Consider the following 18,240-nt stretch of genomic DNA (forward strand, 5'->3'; position numbering starts at 1 on the left):
ACCTTTGTTTTTGAGGTATTTAACAGGAGGTCTGGGGCAAAAAGTCCTGGACAGAAAAGCGCTCTTATTTTCTTGATCTATCCTTCCTCTTTGTAAATCAGGATGCAAGGTAAGTATTATTCAATATCCACTTCTTACGGCACCGCTGTGGTTGCTACTGTTGCTGTCTGTTATCTGTCAGGCCGAACCGTTGACAAAACGTTTTATCGTCGGGTTTGTACAGAAAACAGGTTCTCCAAACCAGAGCTTTTTTATGAAGCGTGACCAGCGCATATTGCCTGGCAGCCCGCTAATCATTGCCGACACAAACTGCTCTGCCGGAGCGTATTTTCAGCCAGATGACAAACCACACAGATCGGGTGTCTATGGGGAGAAAACGGCCCTCATTGAATCGATGTCGTGGCAATCGCTTCATGCTAAGAATCTGCTGATGGCTTGTGAACTGATTCTGACCACCAAAGACACCTTTTTGAGCACCAATCCTTATTCATGGATACCTTTAGAAGCGGTTGTTGCTGTCGGTTGGCTTTTAAAAAGCTTTTGGAATCCCCGTTCACCGTCGTTTAACCCGATTGAACTCCGGGAGAAGAGTCAGAATCACCCGCTTGTAGCCATCACTATGGCGCTTGGCTCTGGAGGAGACCAACAACAGGAGCAATCATCAGAATCATGCGGGCAGGAAGTCTCCGAAGCTCTCCCCCAATCTACAGGCTTTTTCACTCGCTTTCTGTACTCTGAATCTGGTGAGAATAACCGGGGCCCTGAACAGCATCAACATACTTTGGGTTTAAATTGTTTCATCCATCCCTGTCATGGTGTTTGTCAATTCCGACCATCAGGGGCAACACCTGGACAAAACTCATGCCCCCATTTGTATAATGGATACTACTTTGGCTGCTCAAGTCGTTATGATCCTGTAAACGCTGCATGTTCCCAACAAGAGTCACTGTTAGAAATATTGGATGATTTTGCTGAAATTGAACACCCATTCGATCCCGGACAACTATTGGATCCAGAGGCGTATGATATTGATAGCAATCCAACCCATTGCTTTAACTTTATAAACTTAACGAATGCAGGGGCACCCTATACTACTGACACGACCAGGCCACTCAATCATGAAGTGGCAATGCCCTCAAATTTGTCTGTCTCCGCTGATGAAACCACAGAATTATCCCAGTCGAGTCAGAGCCAGGCTCATCTTACCCAGACAGATACAGTAAAAGCTCTGTCGAATCACAAAATTGGATACCACTGCGAACAGATAAACTGTAATGTGATCGTGGCCGGTGAGGATGGTAAACAACAGCCATGCGGGAAGGTCTTCAAGAATGCTAAATCTCTATTGACTCACAAAAACGCATACCATTCTGGACAAAAAACCTGTGAATGGATAGTGATTGGGGAGGATGGTCAGCAACGGCCATGCGGAATGGTCTGCAAGAATGCTCAAGCCGTGTGGAATCACAAGATCGGATACCATTCTGAACAACAAACCTGTGACGTAACCGTGGTCGGGGAGGATGGTCAGCAACGGTCATGCGGAAAGGTCTGCAAGAATGCTTCCGCCCTGAGGGGGCACAAAAGAAGAGTCCACACCGGGCAACAAATCTGTCGAGTGATCGTGGTCGCGGATGATGGCCAGCAGCGGCCGTGCGCGAAGGTCTACAAGTGTGCTAAAGCCCTGGCGGATCACAAAGCCAAATTTCACGGCAAGCAAAAAACCTGTAACCTGGCAATAGTCGGGAAGGATGGCCAGTCGCGGCCATGCGGGAAAGCCTTCAAGAATGATCAGGCTATGTCATCTCACAAAAGGAAATTTCACACCGGGCAAAAAACCTGTGACGTTGAGGTAGACGGGGAGGGTGGCAAGAAGCAGCCATGCGGGAGGGTCTGCCAGAATGTCGGCGCCCTGACGAGTCACAAAAGAATCGCTCACACCGGGGAAAAAACCTGTCACCTGTCATTAGTCGGGAAGAATGGCCAGTTGCGACCATGCGGGAGAGTCTTCAAGAATGATCTGTCTCTGTCAAGTCACAGAAGCGTAATTCACTCCGGGCAAAAAACCTGTGACGCTAACCTGGTCAGGGAGGATGGCAAGAATCAGCCATGCGGGAGGGTCTGCCAGAATGCTCGCGCCCTGTCGAATCATAAAAGAATCGCCCACACCAGAGAACAACTCTGTGACATGACAGTGGTCGGGGAAGATGGTCAGGAGCGACGATGCCGGAAGATCTGCAAGAATGCTAAAGCTCTGGTGGATCACAAAAGAAGACATCGAAAACGCATGTCTGTTCGTGTGGATCAGGATAATGAACCCAGCCCTGAAGAGGGTAAATTGAAAAGGGAGAAAGTGAAATAAGTGTGATTACCGAGGTAATTTAGACGACAACTCTTAGGTAGAGATCTCTGACCGGTGCCCGCTTATTTTCATGACGAAGATTTTACATGTTGAGACCAGACAGGTTGCAATGACTGGCGGTATAAAACGTAATTATTTTCTTGATCTATCCTTCCTCTCTGTAAACCAGAATGCAAGGATAGAATTATTCAGTATTCACTCCTTACGGCAACATTGTGGTTGCTACTGTCATTGTCTGTTATCTGTCAGGCCGAACCACTGACAAAACGTTTTATTGTCGAGTTTGCACAGAAAACAGCTTCTCCAAACCAGAGCTTTTCTATGAAGCGTGAGCGGCGCAGATTGTCCGACAGTCCGTCAATCATTGCCGACACAAACCGCTATGTCAGATCAGATTTGCAGCCTGATGATGAGCTACAAAGGGCTCGCGGCTGCGGGGTGAAAACGACCCTCATTGAATCGATGGCGTGGCAATCGCTTCATGCTATGAATCTGCTGATGGCTTATGAACTGATCCTGACCACCAAAGACACCTCTCTGAGCACCAATCCTTATTCATGGATACCTTTAGAAGCGGTTGTTGCTGTCGGTTGGCTTTTAAAAAGCTTTTGGAACCCCGGTTCACTGGCGTTTAACCCGATTGAACTCCAGAAGACGAGTCAGGATCTCCTGCAAGCGGCCATCACTATGGCGCTTGGCTCCGGAGGAGACCAACAACAGGGGCAGCCATCAGAATCATCCGGGCAGGAAGCCTCCGAAGCCCTCCCCGAATCTATAGGCTTTTTCACTCGCTTTCTGGATTCTGACTCTGGCGGGAATAACGGAGGCCCTGAACAGCATCAACATACTTTGGGTTTAAATTGTTTCGTCCATCCTTGTTATGGTGTTTGTCAATTCCGACCATCGGGAGCAGCACCCGGAGAAAGCTCATGCCCCCATTTGTATCATGGATACTGCTATAGCTGCTCAAGTCGTTATGATTTTGTAAACGCTGCATGTTCCCAACAAGAGTCACTTTTAGAAATATTGGATGATTTTGCTGACATTCAACACCCATTCGATCCCGGACAACTATTGGATCCAGAGGCGTATGACATTGATAGCAATCCAACCCATTACTTTAATTTTTTAGACTTAACGAATGCAGGAGCACCCTGTACCACTGACACAACCAGGCCTCTCAATCATGAAGTGGTAATACCCTCAAGTTTGGCTGTCTCCGCTGATGAAACCACAGAATTATCCCAGTTGAGTCAGAGCCAAACTGATCTTTTCCAGACAGATACAGTAAAAGCCCTGTCGAGTCACAACATTGGATACCACTGCGAAAAGGTAACCTGTAATGTGATCGTGGTCGGGCAGGATGGTAAGCAACAGCCGTGCAGGAAGGTCTTCAAGAATGCTCAATCTCTGGCAACTCACAAAAACGCATACCACTCTGGACAAAAAACCTGTGTCTGGACAGTGATTGGAAAAGATGGTCAGCAAAGGCCATGTGGAATGGTCTGCAAGAATGCCCATGCCCTGTCGAATCACAAAAACGGGTACCATTCTGAACAACAAACCTGTGACATAACCGTGGTCGGAGAGGATGGTCAGCGACGGCCATGCGGAACGATCTGCAAGAATGCTCCCGCTCTGAGGAGTCACAAAAAAAGAATCCACTCTGGGCAACAAATTTGTCAACTGATCATGGTCGGCGAGGATGGCCAGCAGCGGCCATGCGGGAACCTCTGCAAGAGTGCTAAAGCCCTGGCGGATCACAAAGGCAAATTTCACAGAGAGCAACTAACCTGTAACCTGACAATAGTCGGGAAGGATGGTCAGTCGCAGTCATGCGGGAAAGTCTTCAAGAATGATCTGGCTCTGTTATCCCACAAAGGCAAACTTCACACTGGGCAAAAAACCTGTGACGTTAACGTGGTCCGGGAGGACGGCCAGTCGCAGCCATGCGGGAGGGTCTGCGAGAATGCTCGCGACCTGTCGAATCACAAAAGAATCGTTCACACCGGGGGACAAACCTGTAACCTCTCAGTAGTCGGGAAGGATGGCCAGTCGCGGCCATGCGGGAAAGTCTTCAAGAATGATCAATCTCTTTCAACTCACAGAAGTGTATGTCACACCGGGCAGAGAACCTGTGATGTGGTCAGGGAGGATGGCAAGAATCAGCCATGCGGGAAGGTCTGTCGTAATGCTCGTGCCCTGTCGAATCATAAAAGAATCGCCCACACCAGAGAACAAGTCTGTGACATGGTATTGGTCGGGGAGGATGGTCAGGAGCGACCATGCTGGAAGATCTGCAAGAATGCTCAAGCTCTGGCGGATCACAAAAGAAGACATCGAAAACGTATGGCTGTTCTTGTGGCTCAGGGTAATGAACTCCGCCCTAAAGAGGGTAAAGTGAAAAAGGGTAAAGTGAAATAAGTGTGGTTACCGGGGGCTCCAGACAACAGGATCCTAATAATACCAGTAGGCTGCAAGTCCCGGTCGAAAAAAGTGAACCCTCTCTGTAAATCAGGATGCAAGGCAAGCATTATTCAATACCCACTTCTTACGGCACCGCTGTGGTTGCTACTGTTGCTGTCTGTTATCTGTCAGGCCGAACCGTTGACAAAACGTTTTATTGTCGGGTTTGTACAGAAAACAGGTTCTCCAAACCAGAGCTTTTTTATGAAGCGTGATCAGCGCATGTTACCCGGCAACCCGCTAATCACTGCCGACGCAAACTGCTCTGCCGGAGCAGATTTGCAGCCCGATGACAAACCACACAGATCGGGCGTCTATGGGGAGAAAACGACCCTCATTGAATCGATGTCGTGGCAATCGCTTCATGCTACGAATCTGCTGATGGCTTATGAAGTGATCCTGACCACCAAAGACACCTCTCTGAGCACCAATCCTTATTCATGGATACCTTTAGAAGAGGTTGTTGCTGTCGGTTGGCTTTTAAAAAGCTTTTGGAACCCCGGTTTACCGTCGTTTAACCCGATTGAACTCCGGGAGACGAGTCAGGATCTCCCGCTAGTGGCCATCACTATGGCACTTGGCTCTGGAGGAGACCAACAACAGGGGCAATCATCAGAATCATGCGGGCAGGAAGCCTTCGAAGCTCTTCCCCAATCTACAGGCTTTTTCACTCGCTTTCTGTACTCTGAATCTGGTGGGAATAACCGGGGCCCTGAACAGCATCAACATACTTTGGGTTTAAATTGTTTCATCCATCCCTGTCATGATGTTTGTCAATTCCGACCATCAGGGGCAACACCCGGACAAAACGCATGCCCCCATTTTTATAATGGATACTGCTTTGGCTGCTCAAGTCGTTATGATCCTGTAAACGCTGCCTTTTCCCGACAAGAGTCGCTGTTAGAAATATTGGATGATTTTGCTGACATTGAACACCCATTCGATCCAGGACAACTATTGGATCCAGAGGCGTATGACATTGATAGCAATCCAACCCATTGCTTCAACTTTATAGACTTAACGAATGCAGGGGCACCCTATACCACTGACACGACCAGACCACTCAATCATGAAGTGGCAATGCCCTCAAATTTGTCTGTCTCCGCTGATGAAACCACAGAATTATCCCAGTTGGGTCAGAGCCAGGCTCATCTTACCCAGACAGATACAGTAAAAGCTCAGTCGAATCACAAAATTGGATACCACTGCGAACAGATAAACTGTAATGTGATCGTGACCGGTGAGGATGGTAAGCAACAGCCATGCGGGAAGGTCTTCAAGAATGCTAAATCTCTATTGACTCACAAAAACGCATACCATTCTGGACAAAAAATCTGTAACTGGATAGTGATTGGGAAGGATGGTCAGCAACAGCCATGCGGAATGGTCTGCAAGAATACTTATGCCCTGGCGAATCACAAATACAGATACCACTCCGAACAACAAATCTGTGACGTAAGCGAGTTCGGGGAGGATGGTCTGCAACGGCCTTGCGGGAAAGTCTTCAAGAATGATCTGGCTCTGTTTTCTCACAAAAGCAAAGTTCACACCGGGCAAAAAATCTGTGACGTTAACGTTTTCAGGGAGGATGGCAGGAAGGAGCCATGCGGGAAGGTCTGTAAGAATAGTCGCGCCCTGTCGAGTCACAAAAGAATCGCTCACACCGGGAAACAAACCTGTGACCTTTCAATAGTCGGGAATTATGGCCAGTTGCGGCCATGCGGGAAAGTCTTCAAGAATGTTCTATCTCTGTCATCTCACAAAGGCAAAATTCACACCGGGCAAAAAACCTGTGACATGACAGTGATCGGGGAGGATGGTCAGGAGCAACCATGCGGGAAGATCTGCAAGCATGCTCAGGCTCTGGCAGATCACAAAATGAGACATCGAAAACGCATGCGCTTTTGTGTGGGCCAGGATAATGAACTCAGTCCTAAAGAGAGTAAATTAAGAAAGGGTAAATTAAGAAAGGGTAAAGTGAAATAAGTGTGATTAACCTGACTGCATAATTTGGGTGTCAGACCTCCAGAAAGGGAGTGATGCTGAATTCAAACAATAAGTGCAGCCTAAGGTTTGTGAGAGAAAAGTATGCTTGTTTTTTTGATTTAGCACCTTTCTGGTCTATTACTTTACTGACCTGTATTTATTCACTATAAAACAAGAATGGATGAATAGAATAATGAGACGATCATTTTTTGTTGTGCTGCTGTCGCTTCTTTTGTCGTCTGTCGTTTGTCGGGCAGAATCGTTGACAAGACATTTTGTTGTCGAGCATAAACAGACCAGTGAGAGCTTTTCTATAAAGCACAACCTGAATTCGTTGTTGGGCAATCCGACACACCTTGCCGACACAAACGACTATGCATGGGCAGTTTTGCCGTCTGATGACAAATCACACAGGCTTGATGGTTACACTTTAAAAACGACCTTTATTGAGTCCATTTCGTGGCAGTTGCTTTACGCCACCAATCTGCTGGTGGCTTATGAACTGTTCCTGACTACACATGACGCCGCTCTGAGCGGCAAAACTTATTCATGGATACCCGAAGAGGCGTTTGTCGCAGTCGGCTGGCTCTTAAAAAGCTATTGGAACCCTGATTCAGTAATGTTTAACCCGAGGGATCAACTGAAGGCAAGTCAGGATGATCCGTTTGCGATCAACACTATGATGCTCCCCGGACAAAGCCAGCAACAAAGTGACCAACAAAACCCACCATCAGAATCATCCGGTCAGCAAACCCCGGGGGCAACTGCCCATGTTAGAGGCTCTGTCAAAAGACGCCTGTCTTCTGGTTCTGGCCGTGATAACGAAGGTTTTGAACAAGAGCAGCATACTTTGGGTTTAGAGTGTTACGTCGATTCCTGTCATGGCGTGTGTAAATTCCGAAAATTATCCAATAGTACAGAGTCAGCTGAAGAGCCGCCGAATTCTATAGAAAATCCCATAGAAAGTTCAACAGACCACACCACTCAGCATGCGATGGCAAAAACACAGCCCTCACGATCGCAGGCTAATGAGGTTGTGTCAGGCGTCATAGAGCACATGATTTATTTACAAGGAATTCTGACTGAAAACGATGTGCATTTTGGCGCGACAACACCTAACCCGGATATTCAGGTATTCGAGAATGCCATTCAATTACTTAAATATCTTCAACCCTGCGATATTTCAGTAGGTGAAGAAGTGAGTGACGGAAGGGACCCCTGTGGATGCTGTGATGGTAGTAGCGATACTTATTATCCTGTTTATTACAAGGGTGATGTGTTATTCACTGTCACTGAAACTAATAGTGAATCAAGGTTTCCAGAAGAATATACATCTGGGCAATGGGCAGATATTGCAACCAATAAGTTATTTGATGAACTCTATTTTGCTCCTGATGCGCCCGGTTACCTATCTGCAAAAAGTGAATTTGAGCAGTTAGCGAAACCAACTGGTCAGGTATATAAAAATTGATAAAGCACCGTTGAAAATCAGTGGTATCCAAAATCGAATAGCGGTTGTCTTTGATTATCTGTCAAGGCTTTGGTCGGTTCTGAAAACACCTCTTAAGAGTTTACATACGGCATTCTCAATATTAAGACGAGTGATGCCGTATATATTGAGCCGATTCATTGCTTTAGACGAAATAATCTATCCCAATTTCAGGTAAATCCAAGTTTTTTGTCTAGAATGATGTTTTTGTATCTATTTGATATCTTTATTTGAGCTTGGTTATTTACTATGAAGAGCATGTGTTGTGTCTTTATTTTGGCTAGCATTTTTTTGTCAGCTGGCAGCCAGGCTGCAATTCCTTACGCTTCATCATTGGTTTCTGGCGGCGGTGCCGATGTGATTCTTTCTTCTTTTTTATCTGACCGCATTCGTTTGCCTCAGTCTAAGGTTGTTCCGTTGTTACTGTTAGAGAAAGGAAAAAAAGGTTTGACAATCAGTTCCCCTGTTTCTGAAGGGGAAGGACTACAGCCAGACAAAGGAACAGTTTTTACTGGCTATTCGTTTGAGTTGAACCTCTATGGTAATGAAAACAAGAAACAGACCAAAACGGGCAGTCAATCTCAGTCATCGAAGCAGGGGCGACAAAGCGAAAAACAGCCTCATAAAAAACAGCCTCATAAAAGGCAAGGTGGTTCTGGCTCTTCAGGTTCCTCTGGCACTGGTGCAGCAACGGCTTCTGGAAACGATGAGAGTCGTGCCAGGCATCTTGAAAAACTGAAAGAAATACTGAAGGCCGCTGAAAAGTCATTGAAAACGATGGATCAGAAAAAAAATATTGATGATTTTAAGGCAGAATTGCGAGAGTTGTATGAGCAGAATCCCGGTATTTTAGAAGAAAAGGGCTCCCTGGAGAACTCGGAATACCGTTGGAAAGGGGTTCTGAAACTACTTGAGCTTTATTTTCCCGAAAAGCTGGAAACAGGTGAAATGACGCATATTTTACTTGAGTATCCCGAGTTTAAGAGAGTGCCAGAAATTTATATCAGATCATTTGCCAAAGCAGTACTTCCTGACCTTGAGTTACCTGAAGGGCTGCCCAAATACGAGCTGCTTGACAGGGTTCTGGATGCTGCCAGCCCGGAGATTATAAGGCTCATGCATGCTTATCTTGGTTTTCCACAGTGTCTTCACCAGTTGGTTTCGTTATTTGTAACCCAGTTGCCATTAATGGCAGCACAAAAACCAAAAAACTATATTTTTCAGGTTAAAACAGGTCACGTTAGTGTTGTTTCTATCAGGAGAAATAGCAGGGGGCATTTTCAGGTTTTTTTTGCTGATAGTTTAACTGTTTTTAAGCAGTACCATGCAGACAAAACTTATTCACCCCTGCCGCATTTTGTCGGTTTGGCGTTAATACTGGCGATAAAGTATCACGGTTTTACTGATTCCCAGTTTTTCTTTCTGCCTCCTCGACAAGCCGGTGGTTTTGGCTGTGAGTCATTTGCGTTGCACGATCTGGAAACATTGTTGGAGTCCCCTGTGTTGTCCGAAAACGGTTATTATGCGGATGAAGAACCTCTTACCAAAGACAATATGTTGAGCTTTTATTCGCAAATAATGTACCTGGAGGGGTCTGAACAACCCGGGCAATTGGTCATCAATGGTGAGCGCACGAACTATGCCGAAACACTGGACAAGTCTGCCTTTGATACGTATGACCTGGACTTCTTAATTCTTATGTCTCTCGGAACCTGGCAGAAATCAGGGCTGGAGTCAGATTTGGTTAAGTTGCATCAGTTGTGCCAGTTTCCTTCGAGGTTTGCACATCTGACTCAAGGACAGCAAAACCTGGAACGGTTGTTGGAAAATTTTCCTGAAGAATGCCAAAAGGAGGTGAATCAGATAATCGACGAGACTCGGGGCCTGTTAACCGTCAATGATGGAACCTGTCGTAACAATGTTAATCTGGCCGCTACTCTGCTGTGGATGAAAATGAATATTGATTTGCTGGATATGAATCGCCCCGGGCAGGAAAAATAGAACAGTGAGGACAGGGCTTGCAGAAAATCGGACCGATACGAAACACTACACAGCTACGCCAAAGTAGAATCCTTCGGGAGTATGGGTTGACTCTGTCTTGCATCGTCAAGATCACTGGTTTGAAGGCAAGTGAGAAAAACCATTGCCATGAAATTCTGCTATTAGAATTGAGGGTTAATAAAAAGCCCTGATGGCTTCTGAGGGCTCATCAGGGCTGTTTGCAAGCTGGTGGAGGCGGCGGGAATTGAACCCGCGTCCGCCGATTCTCCGCCTTCGGCTCTACATGTTTAGATTCCGTTTTTAGGCTAACGCAGAACGACCCAACGGTCAGGGTGACACTGCGCGATCCTGAAAAGTTTAACCTGTCAGCCCCAGGCAGACATCAAGGCGATCCTGTTTTCAATAGCGGTCATTTCCAGCCAACAGGCAAGTCGGAGTGACCGGGAGGAGGCAGGTATTAAGCTGCCATAGCTCCTTGGAAGTTGTCTTCGTTAGCAACTAAAAGGTTGTAGTGTTTTGATTTACGAGAATCACTACATTCTCGACATGCACCTAAGGTTTCGTAACCGTCGTCGAATCCAGATCGCCCCCAGAGAAACCTGAGACTAATTATTCAAAAAGTGGCATAGAAGTCAACCCGTTATTTATACCCGGGATGCTTATAAAAAGACATCTGTCATGTAGTTAGCCTCGGTGCATAACCCGCTGCTTTTCGATATTCCATTCGCGCTCTTTAGTGGCAGCACGCTTGTCGAACTCTTTCTTACCACGGGCAAGGGCTACCTGGCATTTGACCAGATGACCTTTCCAGTACAGCTTGGTAGCGATACAAGTATGACCTTTCTGTTGAGTCTCCGAGAACAGCTTGGCTAACTCTCTTCTGTGCAACAGCAGTTTCCGGTCGCGCAGAGGATCAGCCATCACATGGGTGGATGCTGTATCCAGTGGTGTTATCTGGGCACCAATCAACCAGGCTTCGCCATCTTTGAGTAGAACGTAGCTGTCAACCAGTTGCACTTTACCCATGCGAAGGCTCTTGACTTCCCAGCCTGCCAGTGAAAGCCCTGCTTCAAATGACTCATCAATGTGGTAGTCATGACGGGCTTTTTTGTTGACGACAATGGAAGAGTCGCCTTTACCGCTTTTTTTCGATCTTTTAGCCATGCGCGGATTATAACGTGGATAGCGTATAAAACCAGTCGTTGCTTATGACAGTTACTCATTCAGGCTCCTGACGGTTTTTCGTATTTGTTCAGGGCTTCTTTTCTTTAGGTTAAATGTTCTGGGTTGTAAATTATTTTGGGGGATATTTCTTTTTTTGTGGTGATTGTAGGAAAAAGTGGTTGAGGTGAGAAATGAAACCGATACAATGCTCAGCGTCGCCCTCATGCTCCAGTGAAAGCTTTATGGTAGCTGCTTTATTCGGTGTTGAGTGGGCTGTTATTTGTGCCCCTGGCTGTAATAATGACTCTACTCTCTTCTTCAAGCTGGTTGTCGTTTGAGCTCCTTTTCCTGATTGTCTGATTCGAGACTGAATAGCCCGGGCGGCTTGCAATAAAATGCAGTGTTGTTCGAAGTATCTTTGCAGCACTCTGCATGAAGGTTTCACTCGATAAGAATTTTGCTGTACATCATTGAGGAGTCTCATGTCAGGACAAAACCCGACAACCGCGCGCAAAACCTGGAACAACCGTTGGACATTTATGCTGGCTGCCGCCGGATCTGCCATTGGTCTGGGTAATATCTGGAAATTCCCTTACATTGCTGGCCAATACGGTGGTGGCGCCTTCGTATTGGTTTATCTGCTGTGTATCGCGCTGGTAGGTGTACCGTTGTTGATGGCTGAAACGGCCATTGGTCGTTCGGCTCGCCTTAGCCCACTGAATGCTATCCGTAAATTGACCAGTGATGCAGGAGTGTTCCGTGGCTGGGAAGTGATTGGCTGGATGGGTATGGCCACCGGTTTCATTATTCTGACCTTTTACAGTGTGGTGGCTGGCTGGGCGCTGTCATACGCCTGGGATCTTCTGACAGGTGTTTTCAATGGTATGACGGCTGATCAGATTGGTGGTGAGTTTGAAGCTCTGACTGCCTCTGCACCAAGACAAATTTTATGGCACACCCTGTTTATGGTGGTCACAGTACTGATCACCGCTCGTGGTGTTCATAAAGGTCTGGAAAAAGGTCTGCAGGTTATGATGCCAACCCTGTTCCTGCTGCTGTTTGCCATGCTGGGTTACAGTGTTTTGGTTACCGGTGAATTCATGCGTGGTTTCCACTTCATGTTCGATGTGGATTTCAGCAAGATTACCGGCGAAGCAGTTGTAGCGGCTATGGGTCAGGCCTTCTTTACCTTGAGTCTGGGGATGTGTGCCCTGATGGCATACGGTGCCTACATGCCCGCCAACAACTCTATTCCACGTACCGCAGTGAATGTTGCATTCCTCGATACTCTGATGGCCATCATCTCTGGCCTGATCGTGTTCCCGATTGTTTACGCTCATGGTCTTGAACCTTCTGCCGGGCCCGGTCTGCTGTTTGTTTCCCTGACCTCTGCTTTCGCCAATATCACCGGCGGATCGATTCTGGGCTTCATATTCTTCATGCTGGTCAGTATCGCTGCCCTGAGTTCAGCCATCTCCCTTATTGAACCTTCTCTGGCCTGGGTGACTGAGCGCTTCGGCATCAATCGTGTACTGGCGACCTGGCTGATCGGTGGTGCTATCTGGCTGGTAGGTCTGGGCTCTGTGTTCTCCTTTAACATCTGGGCTGACGTCAAGTTCTTCGACAAGACCATCTTTGATCTGGCCGATTACATGACCAGCGTCTTGCTGTTGCCTCTGGGTGGTGCTCTGACAGCGATCTTTGCTGGCTGGGTTCTGAAGCGTTCTGTTATGTCCAACGAAATGGCTATGAGTGTAGGTCTGATCAATCTGTGGCGCTTTGCGATCCGTTTTATTGTGCCTGTAGCGGTAGCTTTGATTCTGTACACAGCGCTGAAATGATTTGAGCTCATTTAAATCATAATCGGTATAGGGCGTAGCCTTTAAGCTACGCTCCTCCTCCGCGGCATTGCGAGCCCCGAGTATTTTCCCTGTACGGCTCTGAAGGCAATAGCTTTCACAATATGTTATGCTCGCTGGCCCTTGTCTTATAAATTTGCACTGCGTCATGCCAAGAGTTTCCCGTTCAGCCCTGATCATGCAGCCAGTAGAAAAAATGTATCCACTGGTGGCTGATGTTGAAGGTTATCCTCAGTTTTTGCCCTGGTGTTCAGGAGCCAAAATACTCAGGCAGGAAGGAGAGGTATTGGAAGCCGCTCTTGAGCTGTCCAAAGGAAACCTGGGCTATGAGTTTTCCACAAGGAACCGAATGGTGGAAAACCAGTCTATTGAAATGTCATTGCTGAAGGGGCCCTTTTCAAAGCTGAATGGGGTCTGGACATTCAAGCCGCTGGGTCATGGAGGCTGCAAGGTGTCACTGGAGCTGGATTTCGAAATATCCAACCCATTGCTGAGAGCTACAGTCGGTGCAGTGTTCAACAAGGCAATGAATAAAATGGTTGACGCCTTCTGTCAGAGAGCGGAGCAGCTTTATGGCTGAAAACAATAGCCGGTCCGAGCCGGAAGAACACTCCAGAGTCAGTATTGAAGTGGCTTACGCCCTGCCGGATGATTACCGGATTCTGACCCTTGAGGTTAAAGAAGGTACATCAGTACTTGATGCCGCCAGACAATCTGGCATGAAGTCGATCTTTTCTGAGATTGATTGGGACTCTGTTAAACTGGGCATTTTTGGCAAGGCAGTTATCAGGCCGACCGATCAGGCTGTGAGAGAGGGTGACCGGATAGAAATCTATCGCCCGCTGATTGCTGATCCGAAAGAAGTACGCAAGATGCGTGCAGAGAAAGCAAAACTCAAGAAAGAAGCAGTTGCATCCTGAGGGTGAACTGCTTTGCAGTCAGCAGAGCTGTTTAAGGTGTTACCCCTGTACCGGGACGAAAGTCTCCTTCAATAGAGGAAAGCCTGTCGTCTTTGAAGAAGATGGTGAGGGTTTGTTGGGTGCGCTGTTCGCCACCGGGCTGAAGGCTGGAAATATAGTCCCAGCGATCCCGATTGAAGGTGTCCTCCATAAGGGGGGTGCCCATAACATACTGGACTTGGTTACGGGTCATTCCCGGACGGAGCTGGTCTACCATTTCCTGAGTAATGACATTACCCTGCTGGATGTCGACCTTGTAAACACCGGGGAAGCTGATGAGTTTGGAGCCACCGTCTGTTGAACTGGCACACCCAGCCAGGAGAGCAGCGGCAGCGAGAAAAATTGTGGTCAGGGCTGGACGTTTTTGCATCGGTTTCAGACTTCCACTATCTTCTTCGAAAATGAATGTTCGGCTTAAAAATGTGATAATAGCAGGGATTACCTGCTAAATGCTAAGGGTTAGGTAAACGTGTTGGAAAATCAAGAGTTGCGCAAAGCGGGTCTGAAGGTCACGCTGCCTCGTGTCAAAATTCTTCAGATTCTTGAAAGCTCTCAGGGCCTTCATATGAGTGCCGAGGATGTCTACAAGGCTCTCCTTGATGCAGAAGAAGATGTCGGTCTGGCCACCGTCTACCGGGTGCTGACCCAGTTTGAAGGGGCCGGTCTGGTCATCAGGCACAACTTTGACAGTGGGCACTCCGTGTTCGAGCTGGCAAGGGGTGAACATCACGATCATATGGTTTGTATGGAAAGCGGTGAGATCATTGAGTTTATCGATGAAGATATTGAGCGTCGTCAAAAGGAGATTGCCGACAAGCACGGTTACGAGATTGTTGACCACAATCTGGTGTTATACGTGAAACCAAAAGAAAAGTCCTGACTTTTTCTGAAATACGTCTTCCCAAAAAGCCGGTCACAGTGTATCGGCTTTTTTTCTCTTTCATTCTGCGGAATACTTCACTGCCTGCCAATACTGATGCGTTTTATGGGTGTTTGAGAGGTAATAAGACGACAAGTACTGAATGATAGTAAGTCTCCCCAAGCTGCCGCTGCCACGTAAGCCCGTTGCTGTTAAAGCAACGGTGGGGATTGCTGTGATGAATCGGGCTTTCCACTGCAAGGTGGACCTGCGCTCCAGCATCAACGAGGAATCCCCGGTATGGTATTATCAGCCCGGGTCTTTAATGACTGGCAAACAGGCCAGGGAGACTTGACCGGGATTATATCGGTTCTGAGGTACAAGTCTGTAGGTTTTTTTTGCTATTGATCTTTTGACCGATAGCTCCATTGGTTTTTTACCAACGATGGCTCTTCAGGCCAGGGGGGGGCAGTGGATTTAGCTTTCGATTAGCATTAGCGCCTGATCCAGCTTGCCAAGCATCTGTTTGATCTGTTTCTGAGCATCTGAATTGTCGGTCAGGCTTTGCTGCCTGCTCTGAAGCAGTTCATAGCTGATGTTCAATGCTGCCATGACTGCGATACGCTCTGTACCAATTACGCCACCCGCACGGATTTGTCTCATTTGCTCGTTTAAATGCTGAGCTGCCTGATGAAGATTAGCTTCTTCCTGTTTGGGGCAGCTGACCAGGTATTCCTTGTCCAGAATACTGACGGTGGTGGTGGATGGACTGTCCATTAGGATTCATGCTCCAGAGTGCGCAGGCGGTTGATCATGGCTTCGACCTTGCTGCGTGCGACATCATTCTTCTCCATCAGTTTCGCGCGCTCTGCCAGCCAGGTGTGCTCCTTGGCGCGCAGTAAGCGGTTTTCTTTTTTCAGTTTCAGGCTGATGGCTACCAGATCGTCAATTTTCTGGTTCAGGGTTGCGAGTTCGTGGTCGTTCATAGGTTCCGGAACCGTGCTATTGGATCTACTATAGCGGCTGTAAGTACACAGAACAATGCCTTTGCGATTTGCCCAAACGATAAATCTGATACACTCACACACCATCGGGTTTTCACAGAGCCTCTGGGATCTGGTTTTCAATCCACCCTGTTATTGATTGGTTGTTCCATGATCAATGGGTTCTTTCCAGTAAGGCTTTCAAGGTAATTGTAATGACAAATAGTGATGCGGCCTCAGACGTTGTCGCCTTTAATGAGTTGGCTGATCGTCTGGTTGAGCTGGGCGGTGACAGTCATCCTTCTGAACTTCATGGTATTCTCTGTGGCACGTTTGCTGCGGGCAGTCAGCCCGGCGTAGAAACCTGGTTCCGTCAAGTATCTGCTATGTTGGATGATCAGGAGTTGGACAGCCGTTTCCAGGATCTCCTGCTGCGCATGTATCAGGGAACATTGCAGAAGCTGGATCAATCAGACTTTTCTATTGCTCTGCTTCTGCCTGATGACGACGAAGCCCTGGAGCAAAGAACTGAAGCGTTGGGTTATTGGTGTCAGGGATTTCTGTTCGGATTCGGCGAAGTCATTGGAAGCAAGCCACTGAGTCAGGAAGTAGAAGGGGTTCTGGGAGATTTCTCGGAAATTGCCCAGATCCAGCCTGAAGCGGATGACAGTGATGAGTCTGAACGTTTGTTTATAGAAGTCAGTGAGTACGTTCGAATGAATCTTTTAACCATTTTTTCAGCGGTGGCCGTCCCGGAAAAATCGAAAAAGCGCAACACAAAAACCATTCATTGACATCGCAAAGACTACCGTTGTTCTGTTTAGCGATGAGTGTTTTCACCGTAGAAAGGAGAGAGAGATGACCGGGAAGTATGATGTCCTGATCATTGGTGGTGGGCTGGTGGGTGCCAGTCTGCTGTGTGCTCTGGAGTCTGCGATCAATCAACATGGGCTGAAAGTAGCGATGGTTGAGACGCACGCAATCGATGAAGCAGGGGATACACCGACCAACGCTCCACCCAACTCTCCACCCAGCTATGATGCCAGAGCCTCGGCACTCTCTTATGGTACCCGGCTGATCTACGATGAACTCGGACTCTGGCCTGATCTGGATCCGTTTGCCACAGCTATTCTGGATATTCAGGTCTCTGATCGAGGGCATTTTGGTGCCACCCGTCTTAATCATCAGCAAGAAAGCGTACCTGCCCTGGGGTATGTGGTTGAAAATTATCGACTGGGTGAAGTGCTGCTCAAAAGACTGAAAAGTTATCGTGATCGGGGGAGGGTTGAAGTCTTGAGTCCGGCACAGGTTCAATCTTTACAGCCTTTGCCTGACTCAGAAATGAAAGTGGTTATCAGGCAGAGGGAAGAATTTGTTGAGAAAGTGGCATCTCTGGTGGTCCTTGCCGATGGAGGTCGTTCCCGGTTGATGGAAAAACTGGGTATTTCACGTAAACACTATGACTACGAACAACATGCACTGGTTGCCAATGTTTCCCTTGATAAGCCGCACAACGGAGTAGCCTATGAACGATTTGCCGGAAGAGGGCCCATGGCTTTGCTTCCTCTCTGTGCTGATCGTTCAGCACTGGTCTGGACTGTGCCTACTGATGAAATAGACGACAGAATGTCTATGGATGATGAAACTTTCCTGTCCACTTTGCAGGAAAAATTTGGTTATCGTGCTGGCGGGTTTACCAAAGTCGGGATGCGTGAAAGTTATCCTCTGACTCTCAGCGTTGCCCGTGAGCAAGTCAGGCCTGGTCTGGTCGTTCTGGGTAATGCAGCTCACTCTATGCACCCTGTCGCAGGTCAGGGATATAATCTGGCCATCAGGGATACAATGGCTCTGGCCGGGAATATTACTGAGTCGCTCAGACAGGCTATTGCCCCGGGCAGTCTGTCCCGTTTGCTTCAATATGTCGAAGAACAGAAGAGCGATCAGAAGATGACTTTGGACTTCTGTGACGGTCTGGTGAAATTGTTTTCCCGACAGGAGCTGCCGGTGATTCTGGCCAGAAACCTTGGCTTAAGCTGTCTGGATATGAGCCGGGAATTAAAAGGTCGGTTTGCCAGAAAGGCGATGGGTTTCTAATCCTCAAAAGCCATGAAC

15 protein-coding genes and 2 other RNA genes are annotated in these 18,240 nt (G+C 47.6%); 11 read left to right on the forward strand and 6 right to left on the reverse strand.

Annotated elements, in window-relative coordinates; all coding sequences use genetic code 11:
- Nucleotides 1-190 precede the first annotated feature (190 nt).
- From KBW69_RS11975 to KBW69_RS11995, 5 genes are all read left to right on the forward strand, one after another.
- On the forward strand, nucleotides 191-2,362 hold the full coding sequence (locus KBW69_RS11975; RefSeq protein WP_257281024.1) for a hypothetical protein: 2,172 nt from the start codon (nucleotides 191-193) through the stop codon (nucleotides 2,360-2,362).
- Between the two features lie 219 nt (nucleotides 2,363-2,581).
- On the forward strand, nucleotides 2,582-4,786 hold the full coding sequence (locus tag KBW69_RS11980; RefSeq protein ID WP_257281025.1) for a hypothetical protein: 2,205 nt from the start codon (nucleotides 2,582-2,584) through the stop codon (nucleotides 4,784-4,786).
- Nucleotides 4,787-4,969: 183 nt separating this feature from the next.
- Entirely contained in the window at nucleotides 4,970-6,814 is a 1,845-nt protein-coding gene (locus KBW69_RS11985) for a hypothetical protein (protein ID WP_257281026.1), read from the forward strand.
- A 193-nt stretch (nucleotides 6,815-7,007) separates the two neighbouring features.
- Nucleotides 7,008-8,285, forward strand: coding sequence for a hypothetical protein (locus tag KBW69_RS11990; RefSeq protein ID WP_257281027.1), 1,278 nt, complete (start codon nucleotides 7,008-7,010; stop codon nucleotides 8,283-8,285).
- Between the two features lie 465 nt (nucleotides 8,286-8,750).
- The gene (locus tag KBW69_RS11995; protein WP_257281028.1) at nucleotides 8,751-10,304 is read left to right on the forward strand and encodes a hypothetical protein; all 1,554 of its coding nucleotides are present in this window, start codon (nucleotides 8,751-8,753) and stop codon (nucleotides 10,302-10,304) included.
- A gap of 226 nt (nucleotides 10,305-10,530) precedes the next feature.
- Here the strand turns inward: KBW69_RS11995 and ssrA are convergent.
- Nucleotides 10,531-10,895, reverse strand: a transfer-messenger RNA (tmRNA) gene (gene ssrA, locus KBW69_RS12000).
- A gap of 93 nt (nucleotides 10,896-10,988) precedes the next feature.
- A complete protein-coding gene (smpB, locus tag KBW69_RS12005) occupies nucleotides 10,989-11,468 on the reverse strand; it encodes an SsrA-binding protein SmpB (RefSeq protein WP_257253827.1) in 480 nt (159 codons plus the stop codon).
- A gap of 482 nt (nucleotides 11,469-11,950) precedes the next feature.
- Between smpB and KBW69_RS12010 the strand changes: the two genes are divergently transcribed.
- The 3 genes from KBW69_RS12010 to KBW69_RS12020 all read left to right on the forward strand — a co-directional run bounded on the left by KBW69_RS12010 (nucleotide 11,951) and on the right by KBW69_RS12020 (nucleotide 14,247).
- Nucleotides 11,951-13,309, forward strand: a complete 1,359-nt coding sequence (locus KBW69_RS12010; protein ID WP_257253828.1) for a sodium-dependent transporter — start codon at nucleotides 11,951-11,953, stop codon at nucleotides 13,307-13,309.
- Between the two features lie 166 nt (nucleotides 13,310-13,475).
- The gene (locus tag KBW69_RS12015; RefSeq protein ID WP_257253830.1) at nucleotides 13,476-13,907 is read left to right on the forward strand and encodes a type II toxin-antitoxin system RatA family toxin; all 432 of its coding nucleotides are present in this window, start codon (nucleotides 13,476-13,478) and stop codon (nucleotides 13,905-13,907) included.
- Nucleotides 13,900-14,247 carry an RnfH family protein gene (locus KBW69_RS12020; protein ID WP_257253832.1) on the forward strand — a complete coding sequence of 116 codons (348 nt, stop codon included), beginning with the start codon at nucleotides 13,900-13,902 and terminating at the stop codon, nucleotides 14,245-14,247. Before KBW69_RS12015 ends, KBW69_RS12020 begins: the two co-directional genes overlap by 8 nt.
- A 31-nt stretch (nucleotides 14,248-14,278) precedes the next feature.
- On the opposite strand, the gene KBW69_RS12025 is transcribed toward KBW69_RS12020, so the two are convergent.
- Nucleotides 14,279-14,656 (reverse strand): outer membrane protein assembly factor BamE, encoded by a 378-nt coding sequence (locus tag KBW69_RS12025; RefSeq protein ID WP_257253834.1) that lies wholly within the window; start codon nucleotides 14,654-14,656, stop codon nucleotides 14,279-14,281.
- A gap of 102 nt (nucleotides 14,657-14,758) precedes the next feature.
- On the opposite strand from KBW69_RS12025, the gene fur reads away from it, so the two are divergent.
- Nucleotides 14,759-15,166 carry a ferric iron uptake transcriptional regulator gene (gene fur, locus KBW69_RS12030; protein WP_257253835.1) on the forward strand — a complete coding sequence of 136 codons (408 nt, stop codon included), beginning with the start codon at nucleotides 14,759-14,761 and terminating at the stop codon, nucleotides 15,164-15,166.
- Nucleotides 15,167-15,317: 151 nt separating this feature from the next.
- Here the strand turns inward: fur and ssrS are convergent.
- The 3 genes from ssrS to KBW69_RS12045 all read right to left on the reverse strand — a co-directional run bounded on the left by ssrS (nucleotide 15,318) and on the right by KBW69_RS12045 (nucleotide 16,272).
- Nucleotides 15,318-15,496: non-coding RNA, 6S RNA (ssrS, locus tag KBW69_RS12035), on the reverse strand.
- A gap of 126 nt (nucleotides 15,497-15,622) precedes the next feature.
- Nucleotides 15,623-15,922 carry a cell division protein ZapA gene (locus KBW69_RS12040; protein ID WP_257253836.1) on the reverse strand — a complete coding sequence of 100 codons (300 nt, stop codon included), beginning with the start codon at nucleotides 15,920-15,922 and terminating at the stop codon, nucleotides 15,623-15,625.
- A complete protein-coding gene (locus KBW69_RS12045) occupies nucleotides 15,922-16,272 on the reverse strand; it encodes a TIGR02449 family protein (protein WP_257281029.1) in 351 nt (116 codons plus the stop codon). The genes KBW69_RS12040 and KBW69_RS12045 overlap by 1 nt, the downstream gene beginning before the upstream one ends.
- Before the next feature lie 71 nt (nucleotides 16,273-16,343).
- Between KBW69_RS12045 and KBW69_RS12050 the strand changes: the two genes are divergently transcribed.
- Nucleotides 16,344-16,922: a UPF0149 family protein gene (locus KBW69_RS12050; protein WP_257253838.1), complete on the forward strand. Its 579-nt coding sequence runs from the start codon at nucleotides 16,344-16,346 to the stop codon at nucleotides 16,920-16,922.
- Between the two features lie 64 nt (nucleotides 16,923-16,986).
- Nucleotides 16,987-18,222 (forward strand): 2-octaprenyl-6-methoxyphenyl hydroxylase, encoded by a 1,236-nt coding sequence (gene ubiH / locus KBW69_RS12055; RefSeq protein ID WP_257281031.1) that lies wholly within the window; start codon nucleotides 16,987-16,989, stop codon nucleotides 18,220-18,222.
- Nucleotides 18,223-18,240: the final 18 nt, after the last annotated feature.

Source organism: Endozoicomonas sp. ISHI1 (assembly GCF_024606225.1).
GTDB lineage: Bacteria > Pseudomonadota > Gammaproteobacteria > Pseudomonadales > Endozoicomonadaceae > Endozoicomonas_A.